General features: G+C 58.7%; 17 protein-coding genes. 10 read left to right on the top strand and 7 right to left on the bottom strand.

Going from position 1 to position 19,508, the window contains the following annotated elements:
* Positions 1–59 precede the first annotated feature (59 nt).
* The 4 genes from AB9L16_RS12770 (at position 60) to AB9L16_RS12755 (ending at position 5,367) form a co-directional block, all read left to right on the top strand.
* Complete coding sequence (locus tag AB9L16_RS12770) at positions 60–740, top strand: C39 family peptidase (protein WP_073474518.1); 681 nt, start codon at positions 60–62, stop codon at positions 738–740.
* Between the two features lie 43 nt (positions 741–783).
* Positions 784–1,530, top strand: coding sequence for a hypothetical protein (locus AB9L16_RS12765; RefSeq protein ID WP_041479693.1), 747 nt, complete (start codon positions 784–786; stop codon positions 1,528–1,530).
* Positions 1,531–1,575: 45 nt separating this feature from the next.
* On the top strand, positions 1,576–2,892 hold the full coding sequence (locus AB9L16_RS12760; protein ID WP_056785917.1) for a hypothetical protein: 1,317 nt from the start codon (positions 1,576–1,578) through the stop codon (positions 2,890–2,892).
* A 225-nt stretch (positions 2,893–3,117) separates the two neighbouring features.
* Positions 3,118–5,367, top strand: coding sequence for a hypothetical protein (locus tag AB9L16_RS12755; protein ID WP_375123691.1), 2,250 nt, complete (start codon positions 3,118–3,120; stop codon positions 5,365–5,367).
* A gap of 56 nt (positions 5,368–5,423) precedes the next feature.
* On the opposite strand, the gene AB9L16_RS12750 is transcribed toward AB9L16_RS12755, so the two are convergent.
* On the bottom strand, positions 5,424–6,749 hold the full coding sequence (locus AB9L16_RS12750) for a sigma-54 dependent transcriptional regulator (RefSeq protein ID WP_041479695.1): 1,326 nt from the start codon (positions 6,747–6,749) through the stop codon (positions 5,424–5,426).
* 523 nt (positions 6,750–7,272) lie between these two features.
* Here AB9L16_RS12750 and AB9L16_RS12745 point away from each other — a divergent pair.
* The 3 genes from AB9L16_RS12745 (at position 7,273) to nhaB (ending at position 10,683) form a co-directional block, all read left to right on the top strand.
* Positions 7,273–7,539: a hypothetical protein gene (locus tag AB9L16_RS12745; RefSeq protein WP_095179983.1), complete on the top strand. Its 267-nt coding sequence runs from the start codon at positions 7,273–7,275 to the stop codon at positions 7,537–7,539.
* Between the two features lie 263 nt (positions 7,540–7,802).
* Positions 7,803–9,092 carry a hypothetical protein gene (locus tag AB9L16_RS12740; RefSeq protein WP_375123690.1) on the top strand — a complete coding sequence of 430 codons (1,290 nt, stop codon included), beginning with the start codon at positions 7,803–7,805 and terminating at the stop codon, positions 9,090–9,092.
* Positions 9,093–9,180: 88 nt separating this feature from the next.
* Positions 9,181–10,683, top strand: coding sequence for a sodium/proton antiporter NhaB (gene nhaB / locus AB9L16_RS12735; protein WP_056785902.1), 1,503 nt, complete (start codon positions 9,181–9,183; stop codon positions 10,681–10,683).
* 160 nt (positions 10,684–10,843) lie between these two features.
* On the opposite strand, the gene AB9L16_RS12730 is transcribed toward nhaB, so the two are convergent.
* From AB9L16_RS12730 to gnd, 3 genes are read right to left on the bottom strand one after another with little or no spacing between them, the layout of a single operon-like run.
* On the bottom strand, positions 10,844–11,665 hold the full coding sequence (locus AB9L16_RS12730; protein ID WP_375123689.1) for an HAD family hydrolase: 822 nt from the start codon (positions 11,663–11,665) through the stop codon (positions 10,844–10,846).
* The gene (gene zwf / locus AB9L16_RS12725; protein WP_150742100.1) at positions 11,662–13,185 is read right to left on the bottom strand and encodes a glucose-6-phosphate dehydrogenase; all 1,524 of its coding nucleotides are present in this window, start codon (positions 13,183–13,185) and stop codon (positions 11,662–11,664) included. The genes AB9L16_RS12730 and zwf overlap by 4 nt, the downstream gene beginning before the upstream one ends.
* The gene (gnd, locus tag AB9L16_RS12720) at positions 13,182–14,162 is read right to left on the bottom strand and encodes a phosphogluconate dehydrogenase (NAD(+)-dependent, decarboxylating) (RefSeq protein WP_095179978.1); all 981 of its coding nucleotides are present in this window, start codon (positions 14,160–14,162) and stop codon (positions 13,182–13,184) included. The genes zwf and gnd overlap by 4 nt, the downstream gene beginning before the upstream one ends.
* Before the next feature lie 275 nt (positions 14,163–14,437).
* On the opposite strand from gnd, the gene AB9L16_RS12715 reads away from it, so the two are divergent.
* The 3 genes from AB9L16_RS12715 to AB9L16_RS12705 all read left to right on the top strand — a co-directional run bounded on the left by AB9L16_RS12715 (position 14,438) and on the right by AB9L16_RS12705 (position 16,961).
* Positions 14,438–14,620 (top strand): DUF6026 family protein, encoded by a 183-nt coding sequence (locus AB9L16_RS12715; protein ID WP_375123688.1) that lies wholly within the window; start codon positions 14,438–14,440, stop codon positions 14,618–14,620.
* A 211-nt stretch (positions 14,621–14,831) separates the two neighbouring features.
* On the top strand, positions 14,832–16,574 hold the full coding sequence (locus AB9L16_RS12710; protein WP_375123687.1) for a phosphoethanolamine transferase CptA: 1,743 nt from the start codon (positions 14,832–14,834) through the stop codon (positions 16,572–16,574).
* Positions 16,575–16,751: 177 nt separating this feature from the next.
* Positions 16,752–16,961 carry a hypothetical protein gene (locus AB9L16_RS12705; RefSeq protein WP_130929900.1) on the top strand — a complete coding sequence of 70 codons (210 nt, stop codon included), beginning with the start codon at positions 16,752–16,754 and terminating at the stop codon, positions 16,959–16,961.
* Between the two features lie 116 nt (positions 16,962–17,077).
* On the opposite strand, the gene AB9L16_RS12700 is transcribed toward AB9L16_RS12705, so the two are convergent.
* The 3 genes from AB9L16_RS12700 to zapE all read right to left on the bottom strand — a co-directional run bounded on the left by AB9L16_RS12700 (position 17,078) and on the right by zapE (position 19,494).
* Positions 17,078–17,575, bottom strand: coding sequence for a GNAT family N-acetyltransferase (locus tag AB9L16_RS12700; protein WP_375123686.1), 498 nt, complete (start codon positions 17,573–17,575; stop codon positions 17,078–17,080).
* Positions 17,576–17,776: 201 nt separating this feature from the next.
* Positions 17,777–18,358 (bottom strand): DinB family protein, encoded by a 582-nt coding sequence (locus AB9L16_RS12695; protein ID WP_056785884.1) that lies wholly within the window; start codon positions 18,356–18,358, stop codon positions 17,777–17,779.
* Between the two features lie 17 nt (positions 18,359–18,375).
* On the bottom strand, positions 18,376–19,494 hold the full coding sequence (zapE, locus tag AB9L16_RS12690; RefSeq protein ID WP_375123685.1) for a cell division protein ZapE: 1,119 nt from the start codon (positions 19,492–19,494) through the stop codon (positions 18,376–18,378).
* Positions 19,495–19,508: the final 14 nt, after the last annotated feature.

Below are 19,508 nucleotides of genomic sequence, written 5' to 3'. Positions count from 1 at the left end.
ATCGAAACGAAAGCCCCGGCAACGGGGCTTTTCCTCGGTTCCACAAGGCGTATTCGATCATGCGGACTCCTGCCCTCCTCGCTCTGCTTTGTCTGTGCGGCCTGACTCAGGCGGCCCAGATGCCCATCGCTGCCCTGCCGGGTGGCGTGCTGGTCTACAAGGACGTGCAAAGCATTCGTGAGCGCAAGTTTGCCGACATCGTCGAACAGAAAACCGACTTCAGCTGCGGCGCTGCTGCACTGGCGACGGTCCTGCGCCAGGCCTATTGGCTCGACGTCGATGAGGAGCACATCATCAAAGGCATGCTGGTCAACGCTGACCAGGACCTGGTGCGAACCCAGGGTTTCTCCATGCTCGACATGAAGCGCTACGTAGAAAGCATCGGCATGCGTGCCCGTGGTTACCGGATCCCGCCCGAGAAACTCGAAGCGGTGACCATTCCGGTGGTGGTTCTGATGGACATTCGTGGTTACAAGCATTTCGTCGTCCTGCAGCGTTCGGACAAGGATTGGGTCTACATCGGTGACCCGGTTCTCGGCCACAAGCGCTACAAGCACGACGACTTTGTCAAAGGTTGGAACGGCATTGTCTTTGCCATCGTCGGCCCCGGTTACGACAAGGCCAACGCCTTGCGCAGCCCTCCCGTGCCGCTGACGGCGAAGAACTCGCTGGACAGTTTCAACCCGGTCAAAGATGCGGAATTGATGGATTTCGGGTTCATTCAGAGCGACTTCTTTTAATCGCCGAGTTAGAGAATGGGACTGGATGTCCCGGGAGCAGCAGATGAAAAGCTCATACTGGCTGGCCGCCGCCTGCCTGGCAGCGAGTGCGTCAGGTTTAGCCCATGCCGGATTCAAACCCATCGAAATCAAGGACCAGGAGCTCGCCGAGCTGCGCGGTCGGTACGTCATGCCGGGGCGGATCATCAGCTTCGGCATTGTCATGAGCAGCACCTGGCGCAACGCCAGCGGCGACTTGATCGGGGCCGCGACCTCGATGCAGATCCAGGCCGCAACCGTCAAACCGGAATTCTACGTCTCGACCATCAAGGAGTCGGGCAACGGCAGCGCCCTCACCGCAGGCACCGGCAGCGTAATCGGTGGCGCCGGCCTCAACAGCAGCCAGGGTGTGACGCAAAGCGTACGCGCCGCCGGCGATGGCAACACCGCCAACAACAACGTCGCGATCAACGTCAGCGAAGCCAGTCAGGCGCCGGCACTGGTGCCATCGCAAGGCCAGGCCCTTATCGCCGGACAAACCATTACTGGCAGCAACGGCGCCGGCAGTGTCGCGGTTTCGGCCAATGGTGGTGGCGTGCAAATGGCCATTCAGGCCAGCGGCAATCAAGGCACGGCACTGCAACAAGTCGCCCAGGGCGGGCTGCTGCAGAACACCCGATTGCTGGGCAGCGCCAACGTGGTCAACAACCTTACGCAACTCAACGTCGTACTGAACAATAACGGCAGAAGCGCCGGTGCACTGGATTGCAACCTGACCCAACTCGGGGCCCTACGCAATATCGGATATTGAACTACGCTGAGTCTCGATCATTGGGCTTAAAGGGACGGCTTATTCATGTATCGATCAGTATCACTGCGTGCCGCAGTGTGTTTGAGTACCCTTCTCCCGGCGGCAATGCTGCAAGCAGCACCCGACGCCGATGTAGAAGCCCTGAAACGGGAACTTCTGGAACTGAGACAACGATACGAACAACAACAACAAGCGCTGGCGGTACTTGAACAACGGGTCCGCCAGGTAGAAGAAACACCCGCTGCCCCACCGCCAAAACGGCTGGCGAAATCGCCGTCTGACATGAAAGGCAATCGCGTCGCCGCCGGAGCCGCCACAGGCACCGGTGCGGCCGCTGCATCGGGAGGCGCCGCCGGGGGCAGTGGCGCTTCCTACGGTCAATCGCTGGCCGATGATTCACAACCGGCGCAGAGCGTTTCCAACCTGTATGACGAAGCCAGCGGTTTCTTTGGCGGCGGCAAGTTCAGCGTGGAAACCGGCCTGACCTATTCACGCTACGACACCCGTCAGTTGATCCTGAACGGGTTCCTCGCGCTGGATTCGATCTTTTTGGGCAACATCAACCTCGACCGGATCAAGGCCGACACCTGGACCCTGGACCTCACCGGCCGCTACAACTTCGATAACCGCTGGCAGTTCGACCTGAACGTGCCGGTGATCTATCGCGAGTCGACGTATCAATCCGGCGGCGGCAACGAGGGCGCGGCTGGCGTAACAACAGAAGAAACCGTCACCAAGGATCCAACCATCGGCGACGTCAACTTCGGTATCGCCTACAAGTTCCTCGACGAATCGGTCAACACCCCGGACGCCGTGGTCACCTTGCGCGTCAAGGCGCCGACCGGCAAAGACCCGTTCGGCATCAAACTGCGCCAGACCGACGCCAACTCCAACCTGTTCGTCCCCGACACCCTGCCCACCGGCAACGGCGTCTGGTCGATCACGCCGGGTATCTCGCTGGTCAAGACGTTTGACCCGGCGGTGCTGTTCGGCAGCCTTTCCTACACCCACAACCTCGAGGAGTCGTTCGACGACATCAGCTCTACGGTCAATCAGAAAAACCCGGGCAAAGTGCGCATCGGCGACAGCTTCCAGATCGGTGCCGGTATCGCCTTCGCGCTTAACGAGAAGATGAGTATGTCGTTTTCGGTCTCCGACCTGGTACAGCGCAAGAGCAAGCTGAAACAGGACGGCGGCGATTGGGAATCGGTAGTGTCCAGTGATGCCAACGCCGGTTACTTCAACGTCGGCATGACCATTGCGGCCACCGACAACCTTACGATCGTGCCGAACTTGTCGATCGGTATGACCGATGATGCGCCGGACTTCTCGTTCAGCCTGAAATTCCCGTATTACTTCTAAAAGCAAAAGATCGCAGCCTTCGGCAGTCCCTACATTGTTCCGTGTAGGCGCTGCCGAAGGCTGCGATCCTTTGATCTGTCGGCTTTTCGCTGCTGGTGCAACTCGCGACCACTTATCGGAAATATGTCCGCACCTGTCAGATCTGACAGGTGCGCCCTACCGCTGAATCCGCTTACATGACTCCAGCGCCTCGCACCTTGCAACAGGCCGTAATGGAGCATCGACATGAACCAGACGCCGGATGAAAACCGCATTCTCGCTCTGAATCCACCCTTTGTTTTGAAACAGGCCGTTTTGAAGGATGGGGGCTACGACGGTGGCATTTCGCTCGAGACCGTCGAAAATGATTTGCTGATCATCGTAGATCCGTGGGTAGGGATGGCGATGTATGACAACTGTAAAATGTATTTTGATGGCGTCGAAGTTGGGACAATTCCGGTCGATGAAAGCAACTTGAATAAGCGGCTCGAATTCAAAGTCCCCAAGGGTCAAGTCACCAATGGCGAAGCACTGATCGTTTACACCGTACAGCGCTTGGGTCAGGACCCGGTTAGCTCCGAGCCGGTACGGCGTGTGTGGGTCCAACTCACACAACCAGGTGGCACCGATAGCGACAGCGAAGAAGGCAACTCCGGCCTGATCTATACGCTTAGCCCGGATCCGTCCAATGGCGTGAATGAGGATTTGGCCCGGCGGGGAATCCGCATGAACATCGTACCCTATGAGAACATCGCCATCTTCGACACCATTCGGTGCCGTTGGGGTGATCAGGTGGTGACGTACTACCCGGTCACCAGAGAGCAGATCGACGATCCGGTCAACCATCCGATCTTCGCTACCTTCACCGAGGACGTCATCAGGGCGCAAGGCAACGGCAACAATATCGAAGTGAGCTATCAGGTCGTCGACAGGGTGGGTAATCTGCCGGATCCGAAGGCGCGGTGGGCGAAAATCACTTACGTCTCGGTGGATCTGAACAATCGCTTGCCGGCGCCGACGATCTGGGTCAACGGCCAGAACGTCACCACCATCGACCTGAAGGTACTGGGCACGAGCGACGCCGCTGCCCGGGTTTACTTCACAGGCCCCGACTACCAGGCTGGTGACAAGGTCGTCCTGACCTGGGCCGGTACGACGTCTGGAGGACAGCCCGTGATCGTCGGCCCGCTGGAAAAAACTGTCGACAGCGTGCCCGGCCATCACGACTTCCCGATCCCGAACGACAAGATCACAGCGATCGTCAACGGTTCGGCCAAGGTCGGCTTTCAGCTGCTGCGCGCCGGCGCACCTGCGCGCCCCTCCAATGACATTGTGATTGCGGTCACCGGCGAAGTCAGTCAGTTGAAACCGCCAACGGTTGTGCAGGCGCCCGATTACAGGCTGAACCCGAATCTGCATCAAAGCGGATTTACCGTGGTGTTTGACACTTCGACGTTTGGCGCCAATCACGAAGTGCAACTGGAAATCGCCGGCAGACCCGGCGCCGGCTCAGTGCCTCCCCAGCACAAGCCGGTGGCGGGACAATCGAAAGTGCAATTCGATATCGATTCTTCTATCACCGGGGCAAATCTGCAGCGCAGTGTGGAATTGAAATACAACTTGATCGTCAATGGCCAGCCGACGCCTGTGCAGAGCGTGACGTTGGTGATTGGCGAGTTGCTGCAATCGAGCATGCCGATGCCGAAACTTGAGGGTTTTGATGGTGAGGTGCTGGATGTTGGAATGCTCAACGATGACACGAAGGTTTTGTGTGAGGCTTGGCCATTTCAGCAGGCGGGATTACCGATCTGGTTAAGGTATGTGGAGACGTTCACGAGTGGTGGAGAGCGCGTCAAGGAGCAGTTTGTCGGGGCGGCGCATGATCAGGGAGGGGGGCTTGATTATTTGGCTGAGGTGGAGTGGTTGCGCGGGTGTAAGGCTGATTCGAAGTTGGCTGTTGTATTTAAGGTGGGATTGCATGCGGGGGCGGTTGAGGGTGAGGCCGTGGCGTGTCGGGTGAGGAGTTATGGGGTCAAGGCTGGGTTGGATGATTTGACTACGTTTGATGGCTATGACTGGAATCATTGGGCGATTGGTGTTAGCGGAGGGTATCAATCCAAGATTTCTTATTCTTCAGATGAATACTATTTGGAGTCTCTACCAAGTTCTAATCCAGACAATACAACTTTATGGATCTGTAAGTCCTTTCATGGTATTGAGGCAGGCGATCTGGTCGAATTTAGCTTCGAATATAGAAGCCCAGGCATTTCAAGAGCATCATTCACACAAAACAATAAGACCGAAATCATTACGGGCGGAGTTCCATCTAAATTATGGCAGAAAAAAAGCTTGGCATTTTATGTTGCAGAATCTCCGACACCTCGCACGCTAATGTTGGTATTTAGTGCAGGATTTATCTCGCAGCCAACCCACGTGAGAAATATTAGATTAAGAGCAATGCGCGACTTGACTGACATGTCGGCGGCGGGAATGTAAAAATTCCCCTCAAAATTTTCTTCTAAAACCAATGGTATTTAAACTCAGGTTCACACTCACCTAATCTGATGCTTATGCAACAACCGATAAAAAGTAGGCCGCGAAACCCCTAAAACTTTCGCGGCCACACTCAAATTATCACTGTGCCGGTTCAACACATCACACAACGCCTGCCGTTCCGCCCGGGTCTTGTAGTCTTCCAGCGTGCCCATCGGCGTGGCGATGGAATGCTGACTGATCAACCCTAAATCCCGCGCCTCGATCTGGCGGCCCTCCGCCAACACCAACCCACGCCTGACCCGGTTAGCCAGCTCGCGCACATTGCCCGGCCAGTCGTGCTTGCCCATGGCAATCAACGCATCTTCGCTGAAGCTTCTTGGCCGGCGCCCGGTTTCGTGGCTGTAGAAGTGCGAAAAGTGGTTGGCCAGCATCGACAGATCGCCATGACGTTCACGCAACGGCGCGGTGACCACTTGCAGGACGTTCAGCCGGTAATAAAGGTCTTCACGAAAGCGCTTCTTCTCGATTGCTGCTTCCAGGTCAACGTGGGTTGCGGCCAGCACGCGCACATCCACCGGTATCGGCTGACTGCCCCCTACCCGTTCAATATGCTTTTCCTGCAGAAAGCGCAGGAGGTTGGCCTGCAATTCCAGCGGCAGGTCGCCGATTTCGTCGAGGAACAACGTGCCGCCATTGGCCGCTTCGATGCGTCCGACCTTGCGCTGGTGTGCGCCGGTGAACGCGCCTTTTTCGTGGCCAAACAATTCGGACTGAATCAAATGCTCGGGAATCGCCCCGCAGTTGATAGCTACAAACGGTTTGTTGTGGCGCTGGGATTGGCGGTGCAAGGTGCGCGCGACGAGTTCCTTGCCGGTGCCGCTTTCGCCGCGAATCAGCACGGGCGATTCGGTCGGGGCCAGTTTGCTAAGGAGTTTGCGCAGTTCGCGGATCGGTTTGCTGTCGCCGAGCAGTTCGTGCTCCGGCTGATCGACATGAATCGTACCCTGCCCGCGCAGGCGTGCCATGCCGAAGGCGCGGCCGAGGGTGACCTGTACGCGGGAAACGTCGAAGGGCAAGGTGTGGAAATCGAAAAACCATTCACAGACGAAGTCACCGACGTTCTGCAAGCGCAGGACTTCCTGATTGAGCACGGCGATCCACTCGGTGCCGCTGCGGCTGATCAGCTCTTTGACGGCTTCGGGTCGTTCCAGGTGGTAGGGCTGCAAACGCAGCAGGCCGACATCGCAGGCCCGGGATGCGGCGTTTTCCAGATTACAACTGTCGACATCCCAACCCACAGCGCGCAATCCGGGCAACAGGCGATAACAGTCGTCGCAGGGATCGACCACCAGTAAACGTCTCGATGCAGGCGCTTCGCTCATGACTGTTCCTTGGCGCCAAATTTGATAAATGATCGTAAAAACAGTCATTTGGCAGACCCGGTTGTAACACTAGCAAGATTTTGACGGAGGCTTGTACCGATTGCTTATAGGCTGGGTATTAAAAGAGTTATAAGAAAGTTGGTTGTTAGTTAGCTATCGACTATTTGCCGTGAATCAAAGAGCGGCCCCTCACCCTAGCCCTCTCCCGAGGGAGAGGGAACTGACCGAGGTGTTTACGCGAGGTCAGCCGATCTGAAAGACCGAGCCGAACTCCAGTTTGAAAAGCCCACAACTCGGCTCCCTCTCCTCGGGGAGAGGGCTGGGGTGAGGGGTGAATTCAGCGCGGTGTTCGGACATGTGCAGGATTAACGAAACGAACTTACGTTATGTAAAGAATCTGAAATTTCTTTGTTTCACGTGTGACCCGCCCCCCGGTTGCGTGCATCAGTACAAGTAACCAGCCGCACGGTATGCCCAACCGACGGCACATCATTTGATTGGGCGCCAATAGAGAGAAGACCCCATGACTGCCCCGCTGCGTATCAACGAAGCTCTTTTGATTGCCAACCACGCGTTCAAGCCTTTTCAATGCGTGGCCTGGGCGCCACAAGACGGCAATGGCGAACTGAGCCTGACCGTCGTCGACCGCACCAACTCCCACATCGGTCGCAAACAGATCCCGAGCAGCGCCTACTCTGACCCGGCGCAACTCGAACAACTGCTGCAGCAGGCCCGCGCTGAGCTCAGCGAAGACGGCCACACACTGCAATCGTGGTCGATGCCACACTGATTACCGAACAAGGGCGGATGACGTTAAAGTCATCCGCCCTTGTTGTATGCGTAGCCGAATAAGCAACGTACTTGCAGCGCAGTTTCATCCAAAGTACTTGGCTCGCTTGCGACTGGTTCAACAAGACACTGTTCTGGCACAGTGCGACCGTCGTCTGTTTATTCGTCCAGTTGTACTTCTCGCGGTTCAGGGATTGAATATTTCGCTCGTGCAGTCAGCCTCCCAACCACTGGGTATCGGCTCAGGCACAAGGAGACGCGTGCATGTCCACCCTGAGCCCTTACGCGCTGCCTACTGCATGGACCGCCCCCGGTTCGCTCGACCCGACATTCGCCATTGGCGGTGTTGCGCAGGTGTACTTTGCCGGCAGTTTGTCCAGCCAGACCCAACATGTCGAGCTTGATGCACAGGGCCGGATTCTGGTGGCCGCCAAGGTCGGTACGGCCAAGGGAAGTCGGTTCGGCCTGGCGCGGCTGCTGGCCGATGGGTCGGCGGATTTGTCGTTCGGCTTTCAGGGCAGCGTGATCGGCAGTTTCGTCGAGGGTTTCGAAGCCAAGGCCGGCAAGGTTCAGGTGTTAGCCGACGGCAAGATTCTGCTGGCCGGCCTGCATTATGAAGACACCCAACGCACCCTGCCCGCCCTCGCCCTGTTCGATGCCAACGGCCAGCCAGACCGATTCTTCGGCGATGACGGTTTCCAGGTGGTGCGACTGCCCGGCGAGCTGTCCATGGGCACCCGCGACAACTGGTTGCCGCCGGGCGTGCCTGGCGTCGAAGCCTGTGACTTTGTGGTGGAGGAAGACGGCCGTATTCTGCTGATCGCCAACCATCATTTCAGCCTTGCCGACCACGCCGGGATGCTGATTCGCCTCTGCCCTGATGGAAGCCTCGACGAATCATTCAACGGACGCGGATTCGTCGTGGTCCGCCACCTGCTGCTCAATACCTGGCTGAGCACGCTGTTGTTGAAGGAAGATGGGCGCATCGTCGTCGCAGGTTCCATCGACTTTCCTCAGCAAGGCCTGTTGGCGGTGTATCGGCCCGATGGCAGCCTGGATGAGCGCTTCGCCGTCGATGGCTTCATGGCCTTCAAGGCCCACGGCAATAGCGCTCAGGTCAGCCAGATCATTGAGTCCGACGACAGGCTTTATTGCTTCGGCAGCAGCCGCGATCCAATCCGCTGTTTGACGTTTGTCCTGCACGCCAACGGTCGACCGGACCTGCACTGTCATCATGGCCAGCCACAGGTGTTGGACATCGGCCCCAGCGGATGCCAATGGAACGCCGCCCGGTTGATGAGCGACGGCCGCATCGTCGCCGTGGGCGCGACCATCGGCGGGGTTCAAGCGAACTTCATGGTCGCGCGCTATCAACTCGATGGCAGCCTCGATCCGGCGTTCGGTGAGGGCCATGGCTGGTTGCGCACGCGACTGGGGCGAAGTCTCGATACAGCCAATACGCTGGCCGCACAAACTGACGGAGCCATCGTGGTGGGCGGCTATTCGCTGGATGGCAACTACCGGGCCATGGTTGCGCGTTATGTGAATCCCTAGAGCATTCAACAGGATCGAAGTTATCGGCGACTTGATCTTCCTTGAAACATCCGGCAACTTTCGCGCTTCTAAATAAAAGGAGCAGCCGATGTCCGGTTCAATCGCCCAGGCGTTCGCGCACAACTTCCTCGGGCAATCGCCACGCTGGTACAAGGCGACCATCGTCGGTTTTCTCATTCTCAACGCCGTGGTGCTGTTCACCGTCGGGCCGGTCGCCGCAGGCTGGTTGCTGGTGATCGAATTCATCTTCACCCTGGCCATGGCCCTCAAGTGTTATCCGTTGATGCCTGGCGGCCTGCTGTTGATTGAAGCGTTGCTGTTGAAGATGACCACGCCGCAAGCGCTTTACGATGAGTTGCTGCACAACTTTCCGGTGATCCTGCTGCTGATGTTCATGGTTGCCGGCATCTACTTCATGAAAGATCTGCTGCTGTTTCTCTTCTCGCGGCTCCTGTTGGGCGTGCGCTCGAAAGCGATTCTGGCGCTGATGTTCTGCTTCTTGTCAGCGTTCCTCTCTGCGTTTCTGGATGCGCTGACCGTGACGGCGGTGATCATCAGTGCGGCTGTCGGCTTTTACTCGGTGTATCACCGCGTCGCGTCGGGCAATGATCCACGCAAGGACAGCGAATTCGCTGACGATCAGCATTTACCGTCGCGACACCATGAGGACTTGAATCAATTCCGCGCTTTCCTGCGCAGCCTGTTGATGCACGGAGCGGTCGGCACAGCGCTCGGTGGCGTCTGCACCTTGGTCGGTGAGCCGCAGAACCTGTTGATCGGCCATGAGATGGGCTGGCATTTCGGCGAGTTCTTCCAGAAAGTTGCCCCGGTGTCGCTGCCGGTACTGGCGGCGGGTCTGGTCACTTGCGTGCTGCTGGAGAAGCTGCGCTGGTTTGGGTACGGCACACTGCTGCCGGACAACGTCCGCGCCGTGCTGGCCAACTACGCTGCCGAGGACAACGCCAAACGCACACCTCGTCAGACGGCGGCGCTGCTGGTGCAAGGGGCGGCGGCGCTGATCCTGATTGGATGCCTGGCGTTTCACTTGGCTGAAGTTGGCCTGATCGGGTTGATGGTAATCGTGTTGATCACCGCGTTTACCGGGATCACCGACGAGCATCGTCTGGGCAGCGCGTTCAAGGACGCCATGCCGTTTACTGCACTGCTGGTGGTGTTTTTTGCCGTGGTGGCGGTCATTCACGATCAGCATCTGTTCGTCCCACTGATCGAGTGGGTCTTGGCGCTGCCGATGGATCAACAGCCGGGCATGTTGTTCATCGCCAACGGCTTGCTCTCGGCGATCAGCGACAACGTATTCGTTGCGACCATTTACATTACCGAAGTGAAACAGGCTTTTCTCGCAGGGCACATGACTCGCGAGCACTTCGAGACATTGGCGATTGCGATCAATACCGGCACCAACCTGCCGAGCGTGGCGACACCGAATGGTCAGGCAGCGTTTCTGTTCCTGCTGACCTCGGCGATTGCACCGCTGGTGCGGTTGTCATACGGGCGCATGGTGTGGATGGCGGTGCCGTATACCGTGGTGATGGGACTGCTGGGCTGGTATGCGGTGAGCTATTGGCTCTAAGCAACACTGAATAAACCTGTGGGTTACCGGGGTTTGCACGCGCCGCGAAAACCTGTGGGAGCGAGCCTGCTCGCGAAGAGGTCGTGTCAGGCAACGAATCTGTTGAATGACACACCGCCTTCGCGAGCAGGCTCGCTCCCACATTGGTTTTGGTGTTGGGTCAGTGCGTGAGGATGTATTTCTCGATCGCCAGGACCACGCCGTCTTCAGTGTTTGGCGCTGTAACGACATCAGCCTGGTGCTTCACCGCCTCTTCCGCCTGGCCCATGGCAATCGAAAAGCCAGCGCATTTGAACATCGCCGGGTCGTTGCCGCCGTCGCCGATGACAGCGGTTTGCTCCAGCGGCACGCCGAGGTATTCGGCGATGGTCGTCAATGCCGTGCCTTTGTTGGCCTCAAGCGCCGTAACGTCGAGATACACCGGCTGCGAGCGCGACACTTGCGCCATGCCGTTGACCTTGGGCAACAACTGCGCCTCCAGCTCAATCAGCAACTCAGTGTTGTTGCTGGTAGCGACGATCTTGTCGATGCGCTCCAGATACGGTTCAAAACTCTCGACCACCACCGGCGGATAGCCGAGGCCACTCTGTTCACGTGGGACCATCGGCCCGTGCGGGTCCTTGAGCAGCCAGTCGCCGCCGCTGAACACCCAGATTTCCACCTCCGGTTGATCGGCAAACAGTGCCAGTGCGATCAGCGCTGTGGTCGCCGGCAAATAATGCGCGGCCAGCAGCGTGCCGTCCGCTTTGACGATGGTGCCGCCATTGAACGCCGCTGTCGGCAGATCAACGCCTAGCGCCTCGATCTGCTGCAACATGGCTTTCGGCGGACGGCCACTGGCGAGGCTGAACAGCACGCCGGCATCGCGCAGCGAGCGCACGGCTTCGATGGTGCGTTGGTTCAGCGTGTGATCCGGCAGCAACAGCGTGCCGTCCATGTCGCTGAGCAGAAAACGTATGGGTTGTTTCGGCAAATCACTCATCCCAGGCCGTGCCAGACGCGACCATCGCGAGTCAGGAGATCTTCGGCTGCTTGCGGGCCATCTTCGCCAGCCGCGTAGGTCTCGACGCTCGCATCCTGCTGCCAGGCATCAAGGAAAGGCTGCACGGCTCGCCAACCGTTCTCGATGTTGTCGGCACGCTGGAACAGCGTCTGGTCGCCGGTCAGGCAGTCGTAGATCAAGGTTTCGTAGCCGGTGGAAGGCTGCATCTCGAAGAAATCCTTATACGCAAAACCCAGCTCGATATTGGCCATGTTCAGCGCCGGCCCCGGCCGCTTGGCCAGCAAGTCGAACCACATGCCTTCGTTTGGCTGGATCTGGATACGCAGATAAGTCGGCTGCAACTCGTCGACTTCGGTGTCGCGGAACTGCGCGTACGGCGCCGGTTTGAAGCAGATGACGATCTCTGTGTCGCGCACGCTCATGCGCTTGCCGGTGCGCAGATAGAACGGCACGCCGACCCAGCGCCAGTTGTCGATCATCACCTTGAGCGCTACGTAGGTTTCCGTGGTGCTGTCGGGCGACACGTTGGCTTCTTCGCGATAACCCTTCAATGGCTGGCCATCGCGCTCGCCGGCGCTGTACTGGCCGCGCACCGAGTTGGCCCGGGCCTCCTCTGTCGACCAGGGACGAATCGCCCCGACCACTTTGGCCTTCTCGCCACGCACCGCGTCAGCGCCGAAAGCAGCCGGCGGTTCCATGGCCACCATGGCCAACAGCTGGAACAGGTGATTGGGCACCATGTCGCGCAGTGCGCCGGTGTGTTCGTAAAAGCTGCCACGGGTTTCCACACCGACGGTTTCCGCCGCGGTGATCTGCACGTGGTCGATGTAATGATTGTTCCAGAACGCTTCGAACAGGCTGTTGGAGAACCGGCTGACCAGAATGTTCTGCACGGTTTCCTTGCCCAGGTAATGGTCGATGCGGTAGATCTGCTTCTCGCTCATGACCTTGAGCAGGCACGCGTTCAAGGCTTCGGCGGTCTGCAGGTCGGAGCCGAACGGCTTCTCGATCACCACTCTTCTGAACGCTTCGGGGGTTTCTTCAAGCAAACCGGCGCTGCCGAGGCGGCGCACCACTTCACTGAAGAAACGTGGCGCGGTGGCCAGGTAGAAGACCGCGTTGCCGGTGCCGCTGTCGGCGATTTTCGCCGCCAGGGCTGAATAGGTGCTGTCGTCCAGGAAATCGCCCTGGACGTAGCTGATGCCTTTGGCGAGCTTGGCCCACAAGACCGGATCAAGCATCTGATCGCCCTTGCCGACCTTCGCCGCCACTTCGGTACGGATGAAGTCTTCGAGCTTCTGCGCAAAGGCTTCATCGGTAATGGCGTTGTGATCAACGCCGACGATCCGCAGGTTTTCGTCGAGCAGACCGTCGCGACTGAGGTTGTACAGCGCCGGCATGAGCAGGCGCTTGACCAGGTCGCCGTGGGCACCGAACAGGAATAGCGTGGTCGGTGGTGCGGGTTCTGCCTTGGATTTTCTGCGGATCGTATGGGTCATTTTTTCGCGGTCTCCACGTGGCCGCCGAAGCCGAAGCGTTGTGCCGACAGGATCTTGTCACCGAAGGTGCCCTGCCCGCGCGAGCGGTAACGGGAGAACAGCGAGTTGGAAAGCACCGGTACTGGCACTGCTTGCTCCATGGCCGCTTCGATGGTCCATTGGCCTTCGCCGCTGTCAGCCACGGAACCGGAGAAACCGTCGAGCTTCGGATCGCTGGCCAGTGCGTCGGCAGTCAGGTCAAGCAACCACGACGACACCACGCTGCCACGACGCCAGACTTCAGCGATATCGGCCACGTTCAGATCAAATCGCTGATCTTCCGGCAAGCGTTCGCTGGATTTGGTCTTGAGAATATCGAAGCCCTCGGCGAACGCGGCCATCATGCCGTACTCGATGCCGTTGTGAATCATCTTCACGAAGTGCCCGGCGCCGGCGGGACCGGCGTGGATATAGCCATGCTCGGCGCGGTGGTCATCGGACTTGCGATCCTTGGTGCGCGGAATGTCGCCCATGCCCGGCGCCAGTGCGGCGAACAGCGGATCGAGACGCTGCACGGTTTCGGCATCGCCCCCGATCATCATGCAATAACCGCGTTCCAGGCCCCAGACGCCGCCGGAGGTGCCGACGTCGATGTAGTGCAGGCCCTTGTCGTTCAGCGTTTTGGCCCGGCGAATGTCGTCCTTATAGTTGGTGTTGCCGCCGTCGATGATGGTATCGCCGGGTTCGAGCAGTTCGCTCAGGGTGTTGATGGTGTCTTCGGTCGGTGCGCCCGCCGGCAGCATGACCCAGACAGCACGCGGCTTGTCGAGGCCGGCAACCAGCGCTGGCAAATCGGCGACGCCGGTGGAGCCCTCGGCGACCAGGTTATCGATGAAAGCGGTATTGCGGTCGTAAACAACGGTGGTGTGCCCGTTGAGCATCAGACGTCGCGCAATATTGCCGCCCATGCGGCCCAGTCCAATAATCCCGAGTTGCATGTGCTGATGCTCCTTACTACAAATAAATGTGTGTCATTGGTTATAGCCCAACGCGACTGATGGAGGTTAGTCCAGAGCGTTGCGATGAAGTTTCCGGGCATTGTGCCCGATCCAGAGTGATAACGCCCCGAATCCTGCCGAAGACACACCGACCATGAAAAATAAAAAAGTTCCCTTCCAGGGCAAAAGAAATCAAAATTGGCGCCGATAGTAAGTCAAGCGCCTCAAAACGAGGAGTGACTTACAGTTGATGCACGCCATTTGCGAGGTGAGCAATGGGCACAGTACATACAGCAATGCCGCCACAAACCCTCTACGTTACGATCCGTCGCGATGAATTGCGCCAGTTGAAAGACGAGCGCGACCAGTTGAAGCACGAATTGGCGCAATTGCGCGCATTGACCCAGGGCTCGGAGCCGCAACCGCGTCCGGTTGTGCAGCGCGCACCCCACGCCTGATCCCCGCCTGCTTCGGGAACGGCCCTCGTCGTTCCCGACACGTTGCACCTCTGACCGCTTGATACACACCAACAGCGGCGCTTAACAAATCTTTCACAAGCCCTTGGGGATACTTCGCCCCATTCTGGCCGTGCCTGCGTGTACGGCCTCTGTTCGTCGGTGTCATGGAAGCGTTTCCGGCGTGGGTCTGATGATTGAGCTGGAGCGCTGAATGGCATTGTTCAAACGCAGCAAAACGACTGCGACCGGTTTCGACTGGGCCGGATTCATCTGGTTGTTCGTCTTCTTCTGGTACTTCTCGGGCATCACTCAACTGCTGATCCAGCTGACCGGCACGTCTGGTTTCACGGGATTTCGTCAGGCATTCGTGATGAGCGCGCTGTGGCTGGCGCCGATGCTGCTGTTCCCCAAACAGACGCGTCTGCTTGCGGCAATCATCGGTGTGGTGCTGTGGGCTTGCTCGATGGCCAGCCTGGGTTACTTCTTCATTTATCAGCAGGAATTCTCGCAGAGCGTCATCTTCATCATGTTCGAGTCGAACGTGTCGGAAGCGGGCGAGTACATGACGCAGTATTTCGCCTGGTGGATGATCCCGGCGTTCCTCGCCCATACCGCGTTAGCCTACTTTCTGTGGACGCGCCTGCGCCCGGTGTATATGCCCCGTGGTCGCGCACTGGTTGCAGCCACCGCAATCGTGATCGCCGTCGCCGGCTACCCGCTGATCAAACAAACCATGCGCATGGGCAATTTCGCCGAAGGCTTCGAGAAATTCGAAACCCGCATCGAGCCCGCCGTGCCGTGGCAGATGGCCGTGGCGTATCACCGCTATCTGGAAACGCTGGGGGACATGCAAGGCATGCTCGACAGTGCCAGCAAGATCCCGCCGCTGAAAAACCTCAAGGACGCCTCGGCCGGGCAACCGGCGACCCTGGTGCTGGTCATCGGTGAATCGACCAACCGCCAGCGCATGAGCCTCTACGGTTATCCGCGCAACACCACGCCGGAACTGGACAAACTCAAGGATCAATTGGCGATCTTCGACAACGTCATCACCCCGCGCCCGTACACCATCGAAGCGCTGCAGCAAGTGCTGACCTTCGCTGACGAGCAGAACCCCGACCTGTACCTGTCGACGCCATCGCTGGTCAGCGTGATGAAACAGGCCGGTTACAAGACTTTCTGGATCACCAACCAGCAGACCATGACCAAGCGCAACACCATGCTCACGACCTTCTCCGAACAGGCCGACGAGCAGGTGTACCTGAACAACAACCGCAACCAGAACTCGGCGCAGTACGATGGCGACGTCATCGAGCCGTTCAACAAGGCGCTGGCCGATGCGGCGCCGCGCAAGCTGATCGTCGTGCACCTGCTCGGCACGCACATGAGCTACCAGTACCGATATCCGCCGACGTTCGACAAGTTCCAGGATCGCCAGGGCGTTCCGGCTGGCGTGCGTGACGATCAGGTGCCGACCTACAACAGCTACGACAATGCCGTGCTGTACAACGACTTCGTGGTCTCGAGCCTGATCAAGGACTACGCCAAGACCGACCCGAATGGCTTCCTGCTGTACCTGTCCGACCACGGTGAAGATGTCTTCGACTCCGCCGGCCACGGCACGCTGGGGCGCAACGAAAACAAACCGACCGCGCCGATGTACACCATCCCGTTCATGGCCTGGGCCTCGCCGAAGTGGAAGGAAAACCACGACTGGAACTTCGCCGGCGACCTCAGCCGCCCGTACAGCAGCTCGCAACTCATTCACACTTGGGCGGATCTGGCCGGGTTGAGTTCCGATGAACTGGATCGCAGCAAAAGCCTGGTCAGCGACAGCTTTGTACCGCGCAAGCTGTTGATTGGCGACCCGTACCAGGCGCCGAGGCGCGCGTTGATTGACTTCAGTTTGATGAAGCCCAAACACCCTGCTCCGGCGGAAGTCGCGCAGAAGTAAAACGACAAAGGGCCGAGAAGGCCCTTTTTTGTGCCTATCGGCCGCGCTGTTTCTGTAATACGCCGCAATATTTGCGCTGAACCAGCGTTAACCGATTGTTAATGGCCGCGACGCAGACTCTCTTTCGCGGTCTGCTTCACGGACGAACCGACTCCCACTTGTTCAGTAGGAGGCACCATGAAAACCACCACTATCATCCTCACCACCCTGCTCGCCCTCGGCTCCACCAGCGCCTTCGCTGAAGGCGGTGCCGAACGCATGCGTTATTACTACGACAATTTCCCGGTCCAGCACGCGCAAAGCGAGCAGAAAGCCGACGCCAGTGCGAAAGAAATTCGCGTCCCTGCTGACCAGACGGCGCAGGTGACCGAGTCCTATCGCGACTGAGCTTTACCGAGCAACCGATGGACCTTCCGTGGCTCCGCTCTGGCCCGGAAGATGACAGTTCAGGCGCCCTGATCGGGGCGCCTTTTTTTATGTTGGTGATTGGCGGTGAGGAGCCTTCAGGCCTGTAAATCCTTTATCCAGAACAGCATCCGCCCGTGATCTGGATTGAACATCCCCGGTGCAAAGCCGAATTTGCGATATGAACCCTGCGCCACCGCATTGCCTTCCAGCACTTCCAGGGTGATCTTGCAGCAGCCGCGCTGACGGGCGATCTCTTCTACCTTCTGCAGCATCTTCTGACTGAGCCCCAGGCCGCGAAATTTACCGACCACGGCGACGTCGTGAACGTTGACCAGCGGTTTACAGGCGAAAGTGGAGAAGCCTTCAAAACAGTTGACCAGCCCGGCCGGTTCGCCGCCGACGAAGGCCAGCACGCTGAAGGCATGCGGGCGGCGGGCGAGCTCTTCGGGCAGGCGTTGCAGCAGTTCGGGCGCGATCGGATGACCGCCGCCCATGGGATCTTCGGCGTAGTGGTTGAGCACGATGCCGATGGCTTCGCCGTGCACCGGGTTGCTGTAGCTGGCCTGAAGTACGAGTATTTCTGCGGAATCCATTTCCATCCCCGATAAGCAAAAAGCCCCGGCGCGCAAGGTGCTAGCTGAAAGGCCTGGGGGGGGACCTTAGCTTGGGTGCGTCGGAGAGGGCAACTTGAAAAGCTGAAGATCAAAAGATCGCAGCCTCGTTGCACTCGTCAGCTCCTACGGTCCGATATGTGTAGGAGCTGACGAGTGCAACGAGGCTGCGATCTTTTGCGGTCAGTGGCCCCAGATCAGCTCTTCGGTCCAGCCCAGTTCGGCGAAATCTTCGGCACGCAATGCGCTTTCGCCGACACAGAAAAATTCATCCAGTTGCGGTGGCTTGACCGCCGTGCCGCTGAGCATGGCGTGCACCTGGCCACGATGATGGAGCTGGTGCTCGAACAGGTGCGAGAGCATGCGCAGGCGGCTGTCATGTTGCGGCATGTCACGGGCGATGGTGACGATTCTCGACAGGTCGGCATCGCGCAGTTGCTCGCAATAGGCGATCAGGCGGCGATCAACGCGGGCCTGTTCTGCACGCAGCGCCGCAGCCTCGGTAAACGGCTCGTCTGCATTGAAGAACACGTAGCAATCAGGGTGTGGCTCGTCACCGCGCAATTCCCGCTCCAGCGCGTCGACGTAGAACCAGTCGCAGGTGAGGATGTGATTGAGCGTGAGGCGGATGCTGGGGAAGAAGCTAACCCGTGGTGCCGCCAGTTCAGTGGTGTCGAGCTGGCTCCAGGCCTTTGCCAGGCGGTGATTGGCCCAGGCATTCTGATAGGCCATGGTCAGCAAATGATGGGACAGCGGTTGACTCATGTCGGCGCCCTCTTCTTTCAGGCTTCAGCGAAGCGCTGCAATTGCATCTCCTGCAAACGGCTGAGGGTGCGGCGGAACGGGAATTCCAGGTAGCCCTCGGTGTATAGCGCGTCCATCGGTACGCTTGCCTCGACGTACAGCGGCACCTTGCGGTCGTAGCATTCGTCGACCAGCGCGATAAAGCGGCGAACGCCATCGTCATGCACCGATAACTGCGGCAATTCCCGGTCACCGGCGACCACTCGCTCAGCGCCATCTTCGGTGCCCCGAGCAATGCGCCCTTCGCGTTTTTGTGCGCTGAGGTTCGGCACTTCGCTCAACAGAATAGCCCGGTAGCGATCACACAGGGCAATGAAGTCCATGGCGGCGAAAGGTTGTTCGCACAGATCGCTGTAGCGGCACCACAGCACGGATTCGCTGGCTTGCACGACGTTGAGTGTGCGGTGGCCCACGGCGACTGGCTCATCGCTGACAGTCTCATCTGCAGCCAGCGACTTGAACACGTCACCCAGTGCGCTCGGTGAATCGGCTTCATTGACAAAATAGCGCTGCTCGATCGCTCCGGGATGCAAGCGATGATCCTCGGCGCCATTCACCGCCACCACTGTCATGTGTGCCTTGATCGCCGCAATCGCCGGCGTGAAACGGTCGCGATTGAAGCCGTCCGCGTACAGATCATCAGGCGGCAGGTTGGACGTGCAGACCACCACTACGCCTTCCTCGAACATCACCTGAAACAGCCGGCCGAGAATGATCGCGTCGCCGATGTCATTGACGAACAGTTCATCGAAACACAGCACCCGCACTTCGCCGGCCAGCTCTTTGGCCAAAGCGCGCAACGGATCGGCGATGCCACTGAGTTGAAACGAACGCTGATGTACCCAGCCCATGAAGTGATGAAAGTGCTGACGCCGCGCCGGCACCCGCAGAGTCTGATAGAACTGATCCATCAGCCAGGTCTTGCCGCGCCCGACCGGCCCCCACAGGTACACGCCTCGGATCGAAGGCTCACCGGCGTGCAAGGCTTCATGGCATTTTTGCAAGGCCCAGACTGCGTGTTCCTGGGCTTCATCCTGGATGAAACCCTTGTGGTCGACCGCGTATTGCCAGGCACTGAGGGGAGAGTCGAAAGTCATGCGCGGGAGTATGC

Source organism: Pseudomonas sp. LW8 (assembly GCF_041956865.1).
Classification (GTDB): Bacteria; Pseudomonadota; Gammaproteobacteria; order Pseudomonadales; family Pseudomonadaceae; genus Aquipseudomonas; species Aquipseudomonas siliginis.
Note: the sequence above shows the minus strand (reverse complement) of the source record. Positions and strands in the feature narration are given on the sequence as shown.